A 16,250-nucleotide genomic window follows, 5' to 3' on the forward strand; every position below is an offset into this window, starting at 1 on the left:
CGTGTTTTTATGCTCTTATTTTCACAAAAAAAACTTGACCCACGCCCCCCTTATTGTTGATTACTTGTAGAGGCCGCGCCCCGGCGGGGGGCCACCCCCCCGGGACTTGGGCGAGGGCCGCCCCACGGTTCGAGCCAGGAGCGGACCCTCGCTGCGGTTATATGCCGCTACAAGAGCGGGCGATGGCACAGATCAGGATGCCAGTCCTGATCATGAGCGTCGTCCGCTCGCGGCGTTTCAGTGCCTCTCCATTCGCCTCCACCTCCTTCTTGTTGCGCTTACGAGGTCGTGCGTGCTTGGCCACTTGTTCCTCCCTCCCGGCATGGCCGATGGGTGAAGCACTGAGCTATGCCCAGCAGGAGGAACAACGGCGAACTACTGCGTGATCCTAGGCTGTTGAAGAGAAGCGTGCCCGGGTCGTGCTGTCGTCCGAGACGCTGCGTGCCACGGGTTGGGAAGCGACATGCTGAACGGGTCCGCCTGGCGGGCTGACCTCAGTGGTTGAGGGCTGGATCGGGTGGCGGAGCCGCTCTCGACCGCCTGGCCGACTGGCGACGGGAACGAGGGTGCACTCGATTCCTCAGAGCGCCGTTGTCTGTGCCGTGTGGCAGCGTTGGGTCGTTGGCCGTAAGGCAGTCGGCGCAACGGGGAGACCGCAGGAGGCCAGGCGAGTGCGTTACGAGGACATGCCGCTGTATGTGAGGGACGCCCTGGAGGACGAAGGCGTTCTAAATTTTTCAGTCACCACGGGCAAGTCCCTCTTGGCGGTGTCTGGGCGCCGCGCATCCCGTCTGGCATGGCAGCGAGATGGCTGCTGGACGAACAGTATCGGGTATGGCCGATCCTCCAGGCTGATCGGGTACGGCCGATCCTCCAGGCTTTGGGCGAACTGACTTTGAACCGCCCGGGGCCACTGAGGCGGTGAGGCCGTTGCTGCGCCCTGAGCCCTATGCGCCCAGACGTCTACGAGCCAGGCCGACGAGCGGGGCTCGATATCGGATGCTGTGCAGTCGAGTTGATGGCGGCGAGGCCCGCGGTAAGGACAAGAACTGCCGACAAGGGGAGGTTCGGCGGCGTGTGCGGAGTTCGGCGGCTCGGGAGGCGGTGCTGCTGCGGTGCCGCGGTCGGTGTGAGAACCCGGAGTGCTTGCTGCCGGATCTTCCGTACCGTACGAGTTCCGGGGGCCGGCTGTTGGAGGTCGACCACATCGATGACCATGTCGGCGGTGGCCGTGACCATCCGGCGGCGATGATCGCCCTGTGCCCGAACTGCCATAGCAACAAGACGCGCGGAGCCGGGCGGGCTGTGCTTGCCGAGCAATTACGCAAGGTGGCAGCGGACTTGCACGCCTCCTGGGTGGCCCCGCCTAGCTGGAGCGCCGTCGTCAGGCCGTGGGCTGAGGAGCACTTGTTGGAGCGGGCATGATGGTGTTCTCGGACAGGTCTTCGTCGAGGACTGCTACGGCTCGTTCGAATTCTTCGAAACTGCGGCCGATGGTGAGGACTCGCCAACGGCGGGTGAAGAAGAGGTTCTGGACGGGGCCTGCCAGAGCGGCCAGCCGCTCCGCCTTTGTCTCGACGGCGCGCTCCGACAGCATGACGGCTCGGGAGTGGGCGACGAACCGGCCGACGATGTCGCGCGCCCGCTCGGGGGCGTAGCCCAACGCGAAGGTCTCCATGTTATCCACCATGTAGCGGGTGGCCTCGTCGAGCTGGTCGACCCACCGATCACGCTCGGCGTTCAGCCTCTCCGTGAGGGCAGGGCGCTGCTCCGCGAGGGCTGCTGGGATCGGCGTTTCACGGAGACGGGCAGAGGCCGACAGGATGGTGAGTACGCGGCGGCTGAATTCGTCACGAGCTTGGTGCGCGAGGTTGATGCGCTTGTTGCGGGCTTCCAGGCGTGGGGTGATGACGAAGCCGACGAAAAGGGTCGTCACCGCTGGGAGCAAGATGGCGCTGATCCACGTGGGCATGCGGTAATTTTGAGGTACGCGGCGACTGCCGGTGGGCCGTTCGGCGGACAAAATGCTGGTGGGTGGCGCGGAGCCGACGTCCGAGGAGTCAGCGGCCGGCGCCGTTCGTGGTCGATGCGTGGTCCTGGCTGAACTACGAGCCCGAGCCGGTGATGGCCAAAGCCGGTAGGCCGGGCAGCCGTACGTTTGCGGAACTGGCCGGGAGGTGCTTGCTGCTAGCCGGTCATGCTCTGGCGTAAAGAGCCCGGTGGTGCACGGCGCAACCAGCAGTGCTCAATTCCAGGTGCGGGGGACGCTGGCGCCGCCTTTCGACCAGCGTCCCCCTGGTGGCCACTTCTGCGGTGTTTCGGCGTCGTGGTGCGGCGCTCTACCTTCTGACCATGCCGTGGATGACGCTAGCCAGTGCGGTAGTTGGTGCCTTGATCGCGACCGCTTCCGCAGCCTTGCTCGATCGCAGCCGTTGGCGACATGAGTGACACGACCGCCTCCTCGCCACACGCCAGGTTCTGTACAGCGACTATCTCGCATGCTTCTCCAACGCACGCAACGCCTTTCGCGACCTGGCCCGAAACCAGGACCCGGGCCCCGTTGAACGAGAGCGCTCTGCCCGCGACAGTTTCGCACCCTGCTACGGCATGCGATATCAGATGTCGATCACAGCCGCGCCGGAAGTTGCCGCTGCATCCGAGAACGTCTTCCGCCGTCTTCGTGATGTACGGGATCTCGCCGCGGCCGGCACCCTTGCCGGGGACGAGCCGTACTCCGGTGGTCGCGCCGGGTATGAGGCTGCTCTTATTCGGCTACGTGACGCTATGCGGCGCGATCTCGGAGCCCACCCCGTACCGGCCTAAATCCTCACGGGGCCGTCGGCCACGGCCTCTTCTGCCCAGCGTGATCGGTCGTGGGGACATGTCAGAGCGCAGAAAAGAAAGTCCCCGATGAGCACAAGACGGCGTGGTCCGGCCTGAGGGCGGAACCACGCCACCTTCGCGTGCGGCGTACTCAGGCGATGGCGTTCGGGCCGCCGCCGGTGAGGCGCATCATCTCGATGAACGTCGTCCACGTGCTGGCGGTGACGATGAGCACTGGGCCGGTCTTGTTCTTGGAGTCGCGGATGCCGACGTGGATGTCTCGGTCCGCGATCTCGACGCAGTTGCCGCCGCCTTGGTCGCTGTACGACGACTTGAACCACGCGCCCTCAAGCGCGAACTCGGTGGAGGGAACAGGCGTCCTGTGATCAGTCATGTCCATAGTTTCTCTTCGAGTTCCGTCAGGAACGACGCCGTCTGGGATGGCCCTGGCGCCGCCTTTACCATGGCATCGAACTGCCTCTGGTACTGCCCAACATCGGAGGGCTTCGACCACATGGTGATGGACCTGTAGCCGTCGCTCTGAACCACCGAGTCCAGCTCGTCGAAGTCCAGGACCGTGAAGCTGAATCCCGATCGGTAGGTGGACATGGCCTGCGGGATGATCTGTACTTCTACGTTGTCCTGCTGGCAGAGCCGAATGATCTCCGCGTACTGCCCGCGCATCACCTCGGGGCTTCCGATCAGGGTACACAGCGCGCTCTCGGTCAGGATGATGTGGACCTCCCGACCCCCTTCCAAGAGGCGTTTTCGCTCTATCCGCGCCTGAACACTCCGCTCGACAGCGTCGGTCGTCCGCTCCTCCACGATCTTGGCTGAGCCCATGAGTGCGCGCGCGTAGGCCGCATCCTGAAGTAGCCCGTGCACCACATTGTTCTCGTAGCCGCGGATGCGGACGGACTCGCGTTCCAAGCCGAGGTAGCGCGGCATGCCCGAGGGGAGCACGTTCCGGAAGGTCGTCAGCGGCTCGCTCTTGAGTGAGTCGCGCTGCATCTGGAGCAGAACGTCCCGGTCGCTGGGCTCGCTCACGCCGTATTCGTCCAGAAGCGCTTCGAGGTCCGCGAGTTTCGGCAGAGGGATCTCCCCGCCCTCGACCCGGCTCAACTTTGACCGCGAGAAGCCCAGCTTCGTGGACACGGCCTCGGCGGTGTACGAGTCCACGTCATCAGCGGACGAGGCTTCTTCCTCAGCGAGTCGCTTCTTCCGCTCGCGCAGTTCGCGCAGCTCCTTGCCGAGCATGACCCGTAGGTATGTCGGCCCGCGTCGTGCAGCCACCTGTCTCCTCCCTTCGGTGCGCCGTCCGTCAGACGGGCGCCTCTGTCCTGCCAACTCCCTTGCCTGTAAGCCAGAACGAGGGGTCAGCCCCGAGCCTGACACGTGCTGTGCCCTCTGCAACACCCTCAGCGCGCTAAATGGCACTTGCCACTTAGCGCACCTTCGGGGATTCACTTGAATGTTAACTAGCGCGCCCATCAAGCTTGTTGTGGAAGCCGAAGCGGCACCTATGTCGCGCGAAAACGTCGAGTGATTGACAAGGCAAGCCATGACGCGTGCCGCAACGGCCCCGTCGGCCGCATGCTCGTGCACACCGCCTGCCTGGGAGGCCCCCGATGAGCCATGCCACAGCCGTCGCACAGCCGACTGCGAAGCCGATGCCGAGGCCGCTAGCTTCGCGCTCTTTCGAAGTGGCCGTGGCACCGGACCGCGTCCGTGTCGCCCAGATGCGGCGTATCACCGTAGCGGTCATGCGGCTGTGGGACGTGCCCGCCCCGCTTTCCGAGGATGTGCAGCTTGCCGTCTCCGAACTGGTCGCCAACGCCGTCGAGCACGGCCACGGAAGCGTCGGCCTGCGCGTGCGGCACGCCGGCAGTGAACTCAGCGTCGAGGTCACCGACGAAAACCCGGCCCCCGCCCGATTGCGTACTGCTGAGGAGGATGACGTGTGCGGGCGCGGACTGTTTCTCGTCGCCGTCCTCTCCAGTAGGTGGGGGGTCAGTGACGACGGCATGACGACGTGGTGCACCTTCAACCTCCCCACCGGGAGGCCGTGATGGTCGCCGTGGACAACGCCACAGCCTCCCACCTCCTCTCCCGTCCGGTTTCCTCTCGGAACGAGACGCTGAGCAGGCTCGCCTTCGCCCTGGCCGCTCTCCGGCGGAAGTAGGCATCGGCGACGGACCCGGCTCTCTCCGGCGCGACGAGCCAATCGTCGGCGGCGCCTGGCCGCGCACCGGGGGAATCAGTGGCCGGCCCGGTACCGCGCCTGTCGGCCGATGTGTGCACTCCGGTCATGTGACCTGCAGCAAGGCTCAGTGCCGGAGGAGTGTCTGGAGAGGAGCGTCTCCCGCCGGCTACTCCCCACAGACAAACTGCCTCGGTCAGAGGAGGAGGAAGCAGTTACGAATCGCGGAACCGCTCCTCAGTTGAGCTGAACCCCCGCGCCCCAACTCCCATACGGGTCCGAGACGAAAGGCGAGTGCATGTCCAGCACGATTCTGAGCTGCAGCCCCTCGGTAGAAGCAGCGGTCGCTGCCGTACATCGATGTATCGAACGAGTCGGCCCGGGCGGGCGCCTGCCGGGCGCCGGGCATCTGTCGACGCAGCTCGGACTTCAAGTGCCCCACGTCGAGCGGGCACTCGTGGTTCTGGACACCTTGGGGACGATCGCGATCAGGCGTGGGAGTGGCGCTCTGATCCTCGCAGAGGGGCAGCCGCACCCCGACGATGTCGGGGTGGAGATGCTGATCCGCGGGCGGATTCTCTCCGGATTCTATAGACCGGGGCACGCGCTGCCGAGCGGGCTCCTTAGGCACCAGTTCCACCTGAGCCAGGGGCAGTTCGCGCGGGCCTGTCGGCATCTGGGGGGCGCGCCCTACAGGCCCGGGTTCTACATCGCCAAGCCGGCGGAGCACCGCACGTGTGTGTGCCCAGCGGTGCCGGACCGGCCTGCCGTCGCCGGGCCTGTCTCCTCCCAGCCTTAGCACACACCACTCGTTGTGGACCCGCGGTAGCCGTCGACTCACAAAGTAAGGACAGTCATGACGTCATCAGCTGATCATGTGATCGCATGCCTGAGCTGATCCAATTGCTAGGCAGCCATCTCCTGCCGCATCAGATCGAGCGCCTGAACCGCCTGGCCTCGCAGGTCGGGAAGCCGGTCGCCGGCGGTCCGTACGATCCTCTGCAACTGGTGCGGGAGCCGCTGAACTACCGCTTCAGCCATGGCGGTGTTCAGCGATTCGGTGGCCCCGCCGGGGTCGTCCGCAAGGAGCCGAACGTGGGCGACGGTGATCAGTTCGATCACTCGCCATTGCGGTGCGACGGTCGTCGTCACAGTAGGGCCGTGGTCGACCAGCCGTATGGCTACATCCGCGCGCCCCGTGCTCACCAGGCCGCGCAGACGGATCTCGTGCAGCGCGTAGGGGTTGAAAAGCGACGTGTGCCCCGCGCTACCCATCAAATCATCGGCCTCCTGCATCACGCCGTCGAAAAGCTGGGCATCACCGAGTTCGCCCGCCGCTCGGGCGTAGAGCGGCAGCACCGCCGCACGGGTCTCACGGTCGGGTGCCAGGGCCGCGGCATGGCTCAGCCGGTCCACCGCGGCGCCCCGGATGTGGGCCTTGCGCAGTTCGTTTCCGTGCATCCGCAGGGCGTAGCTGCTGAAGGCGCGATCGTTGAAGTGGGCAGCAATGCTCAGGCTCTTGGCGGTCCAGTGGGCTGCGGTGCCCAGCCGCTCCTCGGGAAGTACGTTTCCGAGCGCGACTCCGAGGCCGACCCGGGCGTGGGCAAGCAGACGCAGGACTTCGCGTTCGATGTGCCCATCGTCGAGGCGCGCTTCGAGACGGGCAACCAGCGGCCACAGCTCGGCGACGGCTTCGGAGGCATGGCCGCTCTGGCGGGCGATCTCGGCGAGGCGGACCGTGGAGTGTCCGAACTGGACCATCGCCCGGTGGTCGGTATCACTCGGATCGGTGATGCCCAGGACGTGCGGTGGCAGGCGAAGCTGCTCGGCGACGCGGCGCAGGGAGCCCACGTCGCCCAGGGTCTTCTTTCGCAGTTCAAGGGCCGAGATGTAGGTCTTGTCGTAGCCGAGGAGGTTTCCCAGTTCGGTCTGGTTCAGACCGTGGACGGTTCGGTGGAAGCGCAGGATGGCACCGAGGTCGCGGCTGCCCAGGATGGTGCGGGCCTGCGGGGTGGCCCAGTGCCACACAACGTGCTGGGCCGAGGGACGAGACGTCGGCGGACGTTCGGTGGCGGCCATGGCCTGCTACATCCGCCCGAACCAGGCGGCGATGGACTGTTTGTACCCCTGGGGCATGGTGAGTGCCGGGACTTCGATTGCGGTGAAGAGTCCAATTTGCTGGTGCTCGTGGCTGAGCACCGGATTCACTTCTGGTGTGAGGACCGTACAGCCGTAGGTGATGATGACGACGCGTCGCTCCGGGCGGGTCTGGGGCAGCGGCTGGTAAATCCACGTGTCCAGCAGCGGCCCTGCCTTCACCGTCCAGCCGGACTCCTCGTGCAGTTCGCGCTCGACCGTGGATTCGGGGCTGGGATCCGTTGCCTCCAGCCGGCCGCCGGGCAGCTCCCACTCGTCACGTTCATTCTTCAGCAGCAACACCCGGGCGCGCGAGTCCAGGGCGACACCTTTGACGGAAACGGGCCAGGTGGGAGGCGGGTACGCCATGAGTTTCCTCGCAGTGCGGGGCGGTGCCGGAGTATCCGGACCGTAGCACGGGGCGGTCAACGCGCCCTGGCCTTGGGCGATTTGCCGGAGTCGACAATCTGTCGCTTTACCTTCCGGGCTTCCGATCTCGACAGTGACTTCACTGGCCGCCGACGAAGGAGCACCACGATGGGACCCGGTGATCTGTTCTCAGCCCATTTCCTCGATCACAAGGCCCCCGGCGCACCCGCACGGTTCGCCGAGCAGTTGGGTGAGAGCGGCCTGGTCACTCTCGACGGGCTCGCCACCCGCGAGGCCGTATTGTCCTTCGCCTCCCGCGTCATGACGGTTTCTCCACACCGTGACAGTGACCCCGATGGACTGACCACCATCCGTGACTCGCCGCGCCACGCTGGCCGACCCGGGTTTGCCGGACTCGGCAGTGGGCAGCTCGACCCGCATACGGAGCGGTCCGGCCTTCCCAGTCCCCCGCGCCTGATGTTGCTGGTCTGCTCCCGCCCCGCTGACCGGGGAGGCGAGTGCCTGCTCACTGACGGACGCCGCGTGCACGCAGACCTGCTGCACCGGGGAGACGGCGAGGCCGCCGACGTCCTGTCCCGACCGCGGACGGCATACTTCGGCGCCGGAAATGGACACGCCTCCCAGGTACTCAGCTATCACCGTGACGGACGTGTGTCCATCAGACTGCGATTCGATGCCCTCGCCCGGTGGAGCCCTATCGTCCGGCCTCACCTGCCCGGCCTTCGGGCCGCGGCCCTCAGCCATCAACTGTCCTTGCGTCTGACGCCGGGCCAGGGATACCTCCTGGACAACCAGAGGTGGCTGCATGCCCGTTCCGCTTTCGTGGGTGACCGCGTGCACTGGCGAGCACTGGGAAACCCACGTTTCAACTTCCGCCACGGCTTCGCGCCGGCTGCGGGCGCACCACTGTCACCCACCGGGAGTTGTCCCGACCATGCAGTGGCGGGCCAGAAGTCGTCGGCCCGTCTTCTGAGGTGAGAGCCCCGGCGCGAAAGCGGCCATCGCCACACCGCTGCCAAGCAGCCACTGGGACGGGGGCCTTCCCCTTGGTCGTGAAAACCGCTTCCCGCACGCGGGGCTGTCTTCGGATCAGGAGGAGGTGGCGCCTGACCGCGCCCCGGCCGCGCTCCGTAGGGGAGCCAGCGGCCGGCCCGCTCAACCGCCTGCCCGCCATCGGTGCGTGAGGGTCCCGATCGGCGGGCGGGTGCACAACCCGGCAGTCGGACCTGGAACAAGGCTCGGGGCCGGACGAAGCGTGTGGGGAGGAGTCGCCTTCCAATGGCTCCTCCCCACACACGAAGTGCTCGAACGAGACAGGACGAACAGCGGTGACGAACCAACTTCGTCACCGCGGCCCGCCCGTTCCGGGGCCGACAGCAGGACAGGGACGGGATCCCCCGGCCCATTGCGGGTCGGGCAAATCTGCGCGCGTTTCGGGTCGTATTTCTGCACCGGGAAGGGGACGCTGTCCATGCAGCCCATCACCTACGTCTACGCCGACGACACCACTCACTCCCTCGCCGAACTAGGCGCCGCCCACCAAGGACTCTGTGCCTCGCCGCCAGAGCCGTCGCACATCGCTCTTCTGCTCCACACCTGCCAGCGCATCGAGTGGTACGCCGTCGCGGAAGCCATGCCGCCGGCGTTCGAATTGCTTGGTCAGTCCAGCGCTTACGGTCAGCGCGCGGCGCTCGTTCGTCTCGCACAGATCGCAGCCGGCTCTCTCTCCCTTATCGCCGGCGAGCGGTTCATCCACCGGCAGGTTCGTGAGGCCGCATCTCGGCTCATGCCGGATCACCCTCTCCACGGCGTAATCCACGACGCGTTGGTCCTGGCCACTCGCGCAAGGCAGGAATTCGGCCTCTTCGCACAGGTCGACTACAGCGACCTGCCTCACATCCTGTTCGACCGGCGACCGGCCGAGCCCCGGAGGCTCCTCGTAGTCGGCGGCGGGATGCTGGCGCGCGCCATCGCCGCAGCGCCGCCTCCGGGCTACGACCGCGTGGTGATGATGACCCGGGGCCCGCGCAAGCTACGCCGCCTGGTTGAAGGGCTCGGAACGGTGACCGTCGTACGGCACCCCAGCCTCGACCGGGCCCTGGGAGGCAGACCTTACGACACGGTCATCGCCACGACCAACCTGCACGGCGACTACCAGCAGCAGGTGCGGGCAGCCGCGACCGGCCCGCAGTCCCGCAGTGTCGTCGACCTGTGCTGCACACCCGCGCTGCCGGAGAGACCGAACGGCTACCGGCACCTGTACGACTCCGATGTGCTGCGCGTCCTCGCGGAGGCCAACCGCAGCATGGCCGACCGGGCGCTTCAAGCCCGCGAGTGGATCGCGCAGAACGTGGAGGTCACGGTATGACAAGCGACCGGACGGCGGATGTGCTCGTCGTAGGCGCGGGGCCGGCGGGGATGCTCGCGGCGGACCGTCTCGCCCAGTGCGGCGTCAACGTCATCCTCGTGGACGCCGGGCGTCACCACACCCGGCGTATCTGCCCGGTGGACCGGATGAAGTCTTGCCACGGCTGCCGCGGGATCTGCAACGTCATCAGCGGAGTGGGCGGCTCGATCCACTACGGCGATGGCGTGAAACTTTCCCGTTTCCCCAGCGGCCGACGTCTCGCGGAACTCCTCGGCCCCGCCCGGGCGGACCGACTCAGTGACGCGGCCCTCGACCGGATGTGCGGCGAAGACCGCCCCGTTTTCCGAGGGGCCCTGACCGGCGGCACGCCGTTCCAGGTCAAGGATTACCCCGTCGCCTCACTGAGTTCCGCTCAGGTCCGCACCCTGGTCGATCAGTTGTACATGAGTCTGGCCAGCAGCCCGCGTGTGACCATGCGCCTCGGGGTCAAGGTCACGGCCCTCCGGCCGGATGACCGCCATGGCTTCACGGCCAGCCTCAGATCGGCCGACGGCATGGAGACGATCGCAGCCCGCCGGGTCATCGCGGCCGTCGGCCGCCGAGGACAGCGCTGGTGGGCGCAGCAGATTCGTGACCTCGAACTCGATCACACGTTGCCCACCCCCTCCGTCGGGCTCCGCTTCGAGGCGCCCATCAGCCTCCTGCGCCGTGGGGCGCTCATACATGACGACTTCAAGACCACCCTGGTCCGTGCCGGGGTCAAGGTGAAGACGTTCTGCTTCTGCGCCGGCCCCGGCGGGGGTCGCCTCAAGTTCACAGACTACGCCGACCACACGCTCCTTGACGGGCACGTCATTCCCGAGGCGGGCGAGTCGGCCACGGGGAACTTCGCACTCCTTGCCCAACTCCGGGACGAGGTCGGCCAGCCGCGCGACGCCCGGTGGATCGAAAAGCACCTGCTGACCCCCTACCGCTCCCTGCGTGAGGACCGGCCGGGCAAACCAGTTCTCCAGTGGTACCCGGACTGGCGCACCAAACAGCTCACGTGCACGACCCTCGACGGCTTCGCGGAGCGTGCGGGGCACCTCCCCTCCCTCACTGACTACGGCGTCGCCAACCTCGCCGGCATCCTCCCCGACTCCGTGCACACCGCCATGCGCACCGTGTTCGAGGAGCTGATGCCGTCCTTCGCCGGACGCCCCCTCAGCAAGTACGACGCCGCCCGTATCGCCGTGATCGGCCTGGAGTTGGAAAGCCTCTGGGACGAACTCTCCCTCACCCCGCACATGGAGACGAGCCTTCCCGGCCTGTACGCCGCCGGGGACTGCTCCGGCCTCGCCCAGGGCATCCTCCAAGCCGCCGTCGCGGGCATCGCCGCCGCCGAGCACGCCATGGTCTCCTCCTCCCCCACCGTCGGAGATCCCGCGTGACACTCCCCGATGATCAGCGAGCCGTTCGCCTCGCCGAGCAGCACTTCGGTGACAACCTCGCCGCCGCGTTCGTCGGCGGCTCGTACGCTCGCGGCACGGCGAAGCCGACCAGCGACATTGACGTGTTCGTGCTCCTGAAGCAGTGTGACCAGCCGTCCGAGACCGCGTTCGCGAACGCTCTGCGCGCGCTCCATGAAGAGGCCGGTCTCCACTTCGACCACTGCGGCGAGATCTTCGACACCGCCAGCCTCGGCATGCTGCTCAGCTTCACCGAGCAGGCCCTTGCCGCGATGCCCGCGATCCAGCGGTCCGCCTGCTACCAGGCCGACTGCCCCCTTTCGGTGTTCCGCAAGGGCGACATCGTCTTCAAGTTCCTCGACGACCCCAAGCTCCACACGCTCGACCCCGGCCATGTGTTGCCCGCCTTGGAGAAGCGGGCTGCCGCGTACTTCGCGAAGTGGCCGATGCCCCGCGTCCAGGAACACAAGAAGGCCCTGGCGCTCCCCGAAGGAAGCGAACAGGCCAGCCTCGCGCGGACCTGGGCGCAGCGCCAGACGACGCCCCAGTGGATCGACACGCCGACGGGCGTGGGACTGGAGCGCTGGTTCGGGGCCGACCTGACTACGCGCGCCGGAGCCCTCGCCGCCGAGGCCGTCATCGATACGCCGTCGCCCAGCCCGAGCGTATGCCCCATTCCTCTGACCAACGGGGCCGTGCGCCGAGTCTTCGCGGCGCAGTGCCTCGCCCGTTCGACTCCCTTGGAGGCGATCTCATGACCGCAATCGACCTCGGTATGCCCTCCGTTCTCCGCCCGCCCATCTATACCCAGCCGCGCGAGCGGTTCGTCTTCCTGTACCCGACCACGGCGTGCGGGCTGCGCTGTAAGACCTGCTACGTCGGCAACACCAGGCTCAACGCCGCGAACACCATGACCGTGGAGCAGGCCGTCGAGATCATGGACTATTTCAAGATCACCGGCGGCCACGACAAGCTGTATCTCCTCGGCGGGGAGCCCACCTTGCACCCGCAGCTCCCGCAGATCGTCCGCGAAGCGCGGGCCCGCGGGTACACCGTCACCATCTCCAGCAACGGGGACTTCGAGGACCACGTCTTCGACCAGATCGGCCCGGACCTGCTCGGCTCGTTCAACTTCTCGCTGGAGTCCGCCGACCCCGTCCTGCACCGCAAGATCCGCGGCAACCCCTACAACTTCGACAATGTGACCAGCCGGATTGCTGAAGCCCGGCGCCGTGGCTACCAGGTCCGCGTGATGTGCACCGTCTCCAAGACCAACGCACCCGGCGCCCTGGACCTGATCCCCTTCCTCGCCGAACTCGGCGCCCACACCCTCTCGTTCCACAACCTCGGCAAGACCGGCAACGGCGCCCGGTTTCTCCAACCTCTCGGCCCGAGCGCGTGGATGGACTTCTGCGCCCAGATCGAGGCGTACCCGCCGGAGCCCCGCCTCGCCGTCTACTACCCACCGACATTCGTCCCTGCCGACGAACAGGCCCACTGGGCGGACCGTGGGTACCCCGGTTGCCCCGCCCGCACGCTGGACCGCCCTCACGTCTACCCCGACGGGACCGTCTTCGCCTGCCCCGTGTTCATGGACGACGACCGGCACTACGCGAAGTTCGAGAACGGGCAGATGGTCCTCAACCCGTCTCCGAACAACGAGTTGAACGCCTACTTCAGTGCCGACCCCGTGTGCACCGGCTGCCCGAACACCGGCACCTGCGGTGGCGGCTGCCCCGCCTACTCCCAGCTCCCGGCATACAAGGAAGACGGCTTCTACGCGTGTGACCGGAAGGTCACACCGCTGTGCATCTTGTGGACGGTCTCCGCCTGGGGCCCCCGGCCCACCGACTCCCTGCACTCCCTGCGATAGCGGAAGGCCACCCGATGACCGACAACCTGCAAGCCGGTGCCGCCCACGCCACCGTCCCGAAAGAGCCGTTCCTGTTCCTCTACATCACCCACCGCTGCACGCTGCGCTGCACGCACTGCTACATGGGTGACCGGCTGGACAACGAGATCCGGATGAGTCCCGCCAAGGTCGAGGAGATTCTGTCCGGCCTGCGCGTCCTGTACGGCCAGTACAAGGTGTACCTGCTCGGCGGCGAGCCGACGACGCACCCGGAGCTGGACGGCATCCTCGACGTGTGCAAGGCCCAGGGCTACAAGACCGTCATCACCTCCAACGGGCTCATCCCGCCCAAGGTGTGGCCGGTCCTAGACGACCGCCTCGACTCCTTCAGTTTCTCGATGGACGGGGCCCACCAAGAAACGCATGAGGCGATGCGCGGCGCGAACACCTGGGCCCCGCTGCTGCGCAGCATGGACCGTGCCATCAAGGCCGGCTTCCAGAGCCGCGCCATCTTCACCGTCACCACCGAGAACCGCGACGACGTGTTCGCCGCGATCGACCTGGCGGACCGGATCGGCCTGGAGATGCTGTCCTTCCACTACTTCACGCCCACCGGGCTCGGGAAGGACAAGCCGCACCTTCAGATCCCGCCCGCCGAGTGGATGGAGCTGTGCCAGGACATCCGCCGGCACGCTGCGGGCCGCCGACTCCGTACCTTCTACCCGCCTGCGTTCGCGACCCCGGAACACCTCCCCGAGATCAGCGCCCAGGGGTACGGCGGTTGCACGGCCCGGAACCTCGAACGCCTGGCGATCTTCCCCGACAACCGGGTTTACATCTGTTCGGCGTTCTTCGACACCGAGCTGCACTACGGGACCTGGCGCGACGGCGCGATCGTGCCTCGCCTCGTACGGAACACCAGCGAACTGACCCTCGTCAGCAAGGTTGCCCCTGGATGCCGCACCTGCGCCCACGCCGGCGTGTGTGGTGGCGGCTGCGCGGCGTACGACTACCTCCAGCGCACCCTCGTCAGCTCCGAGTGCGACCAGCAGACCATCCCCATCTGCCCCTTGTGGTCTATGCCGGCCGCGCCTGCCGACACGGAGCACCGGCTTGTGGATCTCCGCTGACCGTGATCGAGAAAGGTACGCAACCCTCATGACCTCGCCCCCGCAACCGAAGCGATGGATCAGCCTCGGGCTGCTGATCGGAGGGCACTCCCCGAGCAGCCACGTCCCCCCGCTCGGGCAGACGATTCCGCGCCCGCAACGGCAACCGCCTCCCGCCCAGCTCACCGAAAGAGAGCGGACCGCCGTGGCGACCATGCTCGCGGCGGGCTACGAACCACTCGTGCGCTACCCCGGCAGAAGGTCCTCCACCTGGGAAAGCGTGTGCAGCACATGCAGGCAGCCGCGCTTTCCGTCCCTTGAGGACGCCGAGTGCGGTGTCAGGTGCAGACACGTGAAGCGCCAGCGCAACACCACACGGTAGCGATCAACGGACGGCGTGTCAGGCGCTGTGCCACCGGTGGGCCCGGACAGCTCCGGGCCCACCGCCGTGATCACTCCGATACGAGTTTGCCAACCGCCCCGTCGATACGGTTAAACGTTCTCTCCCTGCCAAGGATCTCAACCGACTCGAACAGCGGAAGGCCGATGGTCCTGCCGGTGACGGCAACTCGGACAGGCGCCTGCGCCTTGCCCAACTTCAGGTCGTGCTCTGCTGCGACGGCCTCCAAGCCCTCCTTCAGCGCCTTCGTCGTCCACTCTCCGGCGGACCACCGCTCCCGGGTGGAGGTCAGGATGTCGCTCGCCCCCGCCTTCATCGCCTTCGTCCAGGACGCTTCGTCGTACGGCGCCTCGTCCAGGAACAGCCAGTCCACGTACCTCGTGATCTCGCCGAGGACCGTGATGCGTGTCTGCGCCAACTCGGCGAGAATGCGGAACTGCTCCTCGTCGAACTGCTCCGGAGCCCAAGGCGCGTACGGCGCCTCCAGCCACCGACGGCATGCCCGGATGAAGCTCTCCAGGGGCAGCGCGCGGATGTATTCCCCGTTGAAGGCCGTCAGCTTCTTCACGTCGAAGAACGCGCTCGCCTTGTTCACGTCCTCCAGCCGAAACAGCTTCTCCAGCTCGTCGTACGGCCGGATCTCCACGTTGTCGCCCGGCCCCCAGCCAAGCAGCATGAGGTAGTTCACCAGTGCGTCCGGGAGGAATCCCTCCCCGAGGTAGTCCTCCAGCGCCACCTTGTCGCGCCGCTTCGACAACTTCTGGCGCTTCTCGTTGACAATGACCGGCAGGTGCCCCCAGACCGGCGGCTCGACACCGAACGCCTCCCACAACAACTGCTGCTTCGGCGTGTTCGACAGGTGCTCCTCGCCACGGATGACGTGCGTGATGCCCTCGCGGATATCGTCCGCAGCGTTCGCCAGGACGAACACCGGGTTCCCGTTGCCGCGTGCGATCACGAAGTCCTCGATGGCATTGTTCGGGAACTGTGTGGAACCACGAACGACATCGTTGACAACCGTTACGCCCTCGTCAGGCGTCCGGAACCGCAGCGCCCGGCCCTCCTGATACTTCAGACCCCGGTCCCGACAGAATCCGTCATAGCCCAGGTGCTGGGAGCCGGTGCGCTTGATCAGTTCCTCGCGAGTGCAGTCGCAGTAGTACGCCTTGCCCTCGCGGGAGAGGCGGATCGTCGCTTCCCGCTGCCCCTCGGTGTTGTGGGACTGGAAGTACGGTCCCTCGAAGACTGAGTCCGACTCGTTGATGTGGATGGCGGACAGGGCGCTCAGGATGCCGTCCACCCACTCCGGCCGGTTCCTGGCCTCGTCGGTATCCTCGATGCGCAGCACGAACCGACCACCTGCTTGCTGTCGGGCGACGGCCCAGTTGAAGAGGGCGGAGCGTGCTCCTCCGACGTGGAACATGCCCGTCGGGGACGGTGCAAAGCGAACTCGGATCGCGTCGTCTGGCATGGTCCCAGGGTAGTCGGCGCACGGTATGCAAAGCGCCTGGCGCTGGCAGCGGC

Annotated in this window: 14 protein-coding genes; 8 read left to right on the top strand and 6 right to left on the bottom strand. The window is 66.7% G+C overall.

Annotated features, from left to right (window positions below):
• Window positions 1-999 precede the first annotated feature (999 nt).
• On the top strand, window positions 1,000-1,425 hold the full coding sequence (locus ACFWU9_RS29420; protein ID WP_384323745.1) for an HNH endonuclease: 426 nt from the start codon (window positions 1,000-1,002) through the stop codon (window positions 1,423-1,425).
• Here ACFWU9_RS29420 and ACFWU9_RS29425 read toward each other — a convergent pair.
• From ACFWU9_RS29425 to ACFWU9_RS29435, 3 genes are all read right to left on the bottom strand, one after another.
• Window positions 1,385-1,972 carry a hypothetical protein gene (locus ACFWU9_RS29425; RefSeq protein ID WP_384323748.1) on the bottom strand — a complete coding sequence of 196 codons (588 nt, stop codon included), beginning with the start codon at window positions 1,970-1,972 and terminating at the stop codon, window positions 1,385-1,387. The two genes, ACFWU9_RS29420 and ACFWU9_RS29425, sit on opposite strands and share 41 nt — an antisense overlap.
• Window positions 1,973-2,974: 1,002 nt before the next feature.
• Complete coding sequence (locus ACFWU9_RS29430) at window positions 2,975-3,217, bottom strand: DUF397 domain-containing protein (RefSeq protein WP_384323750.1); 243 nt, start codon at window positions 3,215-3,217, stop codon at window positions 2,975-2,977.
• A complete protein-coding gene (locus ACFWU9_RS29435) occupies window positions 3,214-4,080 on the bottom strand; it encodes a helix-turn-helix domain-containing protein (RefSeq protein WP_384323752.1) in 867 nt (288 codons plus the stop codon). Before ACFWU9_RS29435 ends, ACFWU9_RS29430 begins: the two co-directional genes overlap by 4 nt.
• Before the next feature lie 413 nt (window positions 4,081-4,493).
• Here ACFWU9_RS29435 and ACFWU9_RS29440 point away from each other — a divergent pair, with 413 nt between their 5' ends.
• Entirely contained in the window at window positions 4,494-4,892 is a 399-nt protein-coding gene (locus ACFWU9_RS29440) for an ATP-binding protein (RefSeq protein WP_384323857.1), read from the top strand.
• Between the two features lie 1,037 nt (window positions 4,893-5,929).
• On the opposite strand, the gene ACFWU9_RS29445 is transcribed toward ACFWU9_RS29440, so the two are convergent.
• Together ACFWU9_RS29445 and ACFWU9_RS29450 are read right to left on the bottom strand one after the other, a co-directional pair.
• Window positions 5,930-7,102 carry a helix-turn-helix domain-containing protein gene (locus tag ACFWU9_RS29445; RefSeq protein ID WP_384323754.1) on the bottom strand — a complete coding sequence of 391 codons (1,173 nt, stop codon included), beginning with the start codon at window positions 7,100-7,102 and terminating at the stop codon, window positions 5,930-5,932.
• A 6-nt stretch (window positions 7,103-7,108) separates the two neighbouring features.
• The gene (locus tag ACFWU9_RS29450; protein ID WP_384323757.1) at window positions 7,109-7,528 is read right to left on the bottom strand and encodes an NUDIX domain-containing protein; all 420 of its coding nucleotides are present in this window, start codon (window positions 7,526-7,528) and stop codon (window positions 7,109-7,111) included.
• Between the two features lie 168 nt (window positions 7,529-7,696).
• Here ACFWU9_RS29450 and ACFWU9_RS29455 point away from each other — a divergent pair, with 168 nt between their 5' ends.
• From ACFWU9_RS29455 to ACFWU9_RS29480, 6 genes are all read left to right on the top strand, one after another.
• Entirely contained in the window at window positions 7,697-8,527 is an 831-nt protein-coding gene (locus ACFWU9_RS29455; protein WP_384323759.1) for a TauD/TfdA family dioxygenase, read from the top strand.
• Window positions 8,528-9,020: 493 nt separating this feature from the next.
• Entirely contained in the window at window positions 9,021-9,917 is an 897-nt protein-coding gene (locus tag ACFWU9_RS29460) for a hypothetical protein (protein WP_384323761.1), read from the top strand.
• Complete coding sequence (locus tag ACFWU9_RS29465) at window positions 9,914-11,347, top strand: FAD-dependent oxidoreductase (protein ID WP_384323763.1); 1,434 nt, start codon at window positions 9,914-9,916, stop codon at window positions 11,345-11,347. The genes ACFWU9_RS29460 and ACFWU9_RS29465 overlap by 4 nt, the downstream gene beginning before the upstream one ends.
• Complete coding sequence (locus ACFWU9_RS29470) at window positions 11,344-12,123, top strand: nucleotidyltransferase domain-containing protein (RefSeq protein WP_384323766.1); 780 nt, start codon at window positions 11,344-11,346, stop codon at window positions 12,121-12,123. The genes ACFWU9_RS29465 and ACFWU9_RS29470 overlap by 4 nt, the downstream gene beginning before the upstream one ends.
• Window positions 12,120-13,238 (top strand): radical SAM protein, encoded by a 1,119-nt coding sequence (locus ACFWU9_RS29475; protein WP_384323768.1) that lies wholly within the window; start codon window positions 12,120-12,122, stop codon window positions 13,236-13,238. Before ACFWU9_RS29470 ends, ACFWU9_RS29475 begins: the two co-directional genes overlap by 4 nt.
• Before the next feature lie 14 nt (window positions 13,239-13,252).
• Window positions 13,253-14,347 (top strand): radical SAM protein, encoded by a 1,095-nt coding sequence (locus ACFWU9_RS29480; protein WP_384323770.1) that lies wholly within the window; start codon window positions 13,253-13,255, stop codon window positions 14,345-14,347.
• A 431-nt stretch (window positions 14,348-14,778) separates the two neighbouring features.
• On the opposite strand, the gene gltX is transcribed toward ACFWU9_RS29480, so the two are convergent.
• Window positions 14,779-16,149, bottom strand: coding sequence for a glutamate--tRNA ligase (gene gltX, locus ACFWU9_RS29485; protein WP_384323859.1), 1,371 nt, complete (start codon window positions 16,147-16,149; stop codon window positions 14,779-14,781).
• Window positions 16,150-16,250 lie beyond the last annotated feature (101 nt).

This window comes from Streptomyces sp. NPDC058653, assembly GCF_042716895.1.
GTDB lineage: Bacteria > Actinomycetota > Actinomycetes > Streptomycetales > Streptomycetaceae > Streptomyces.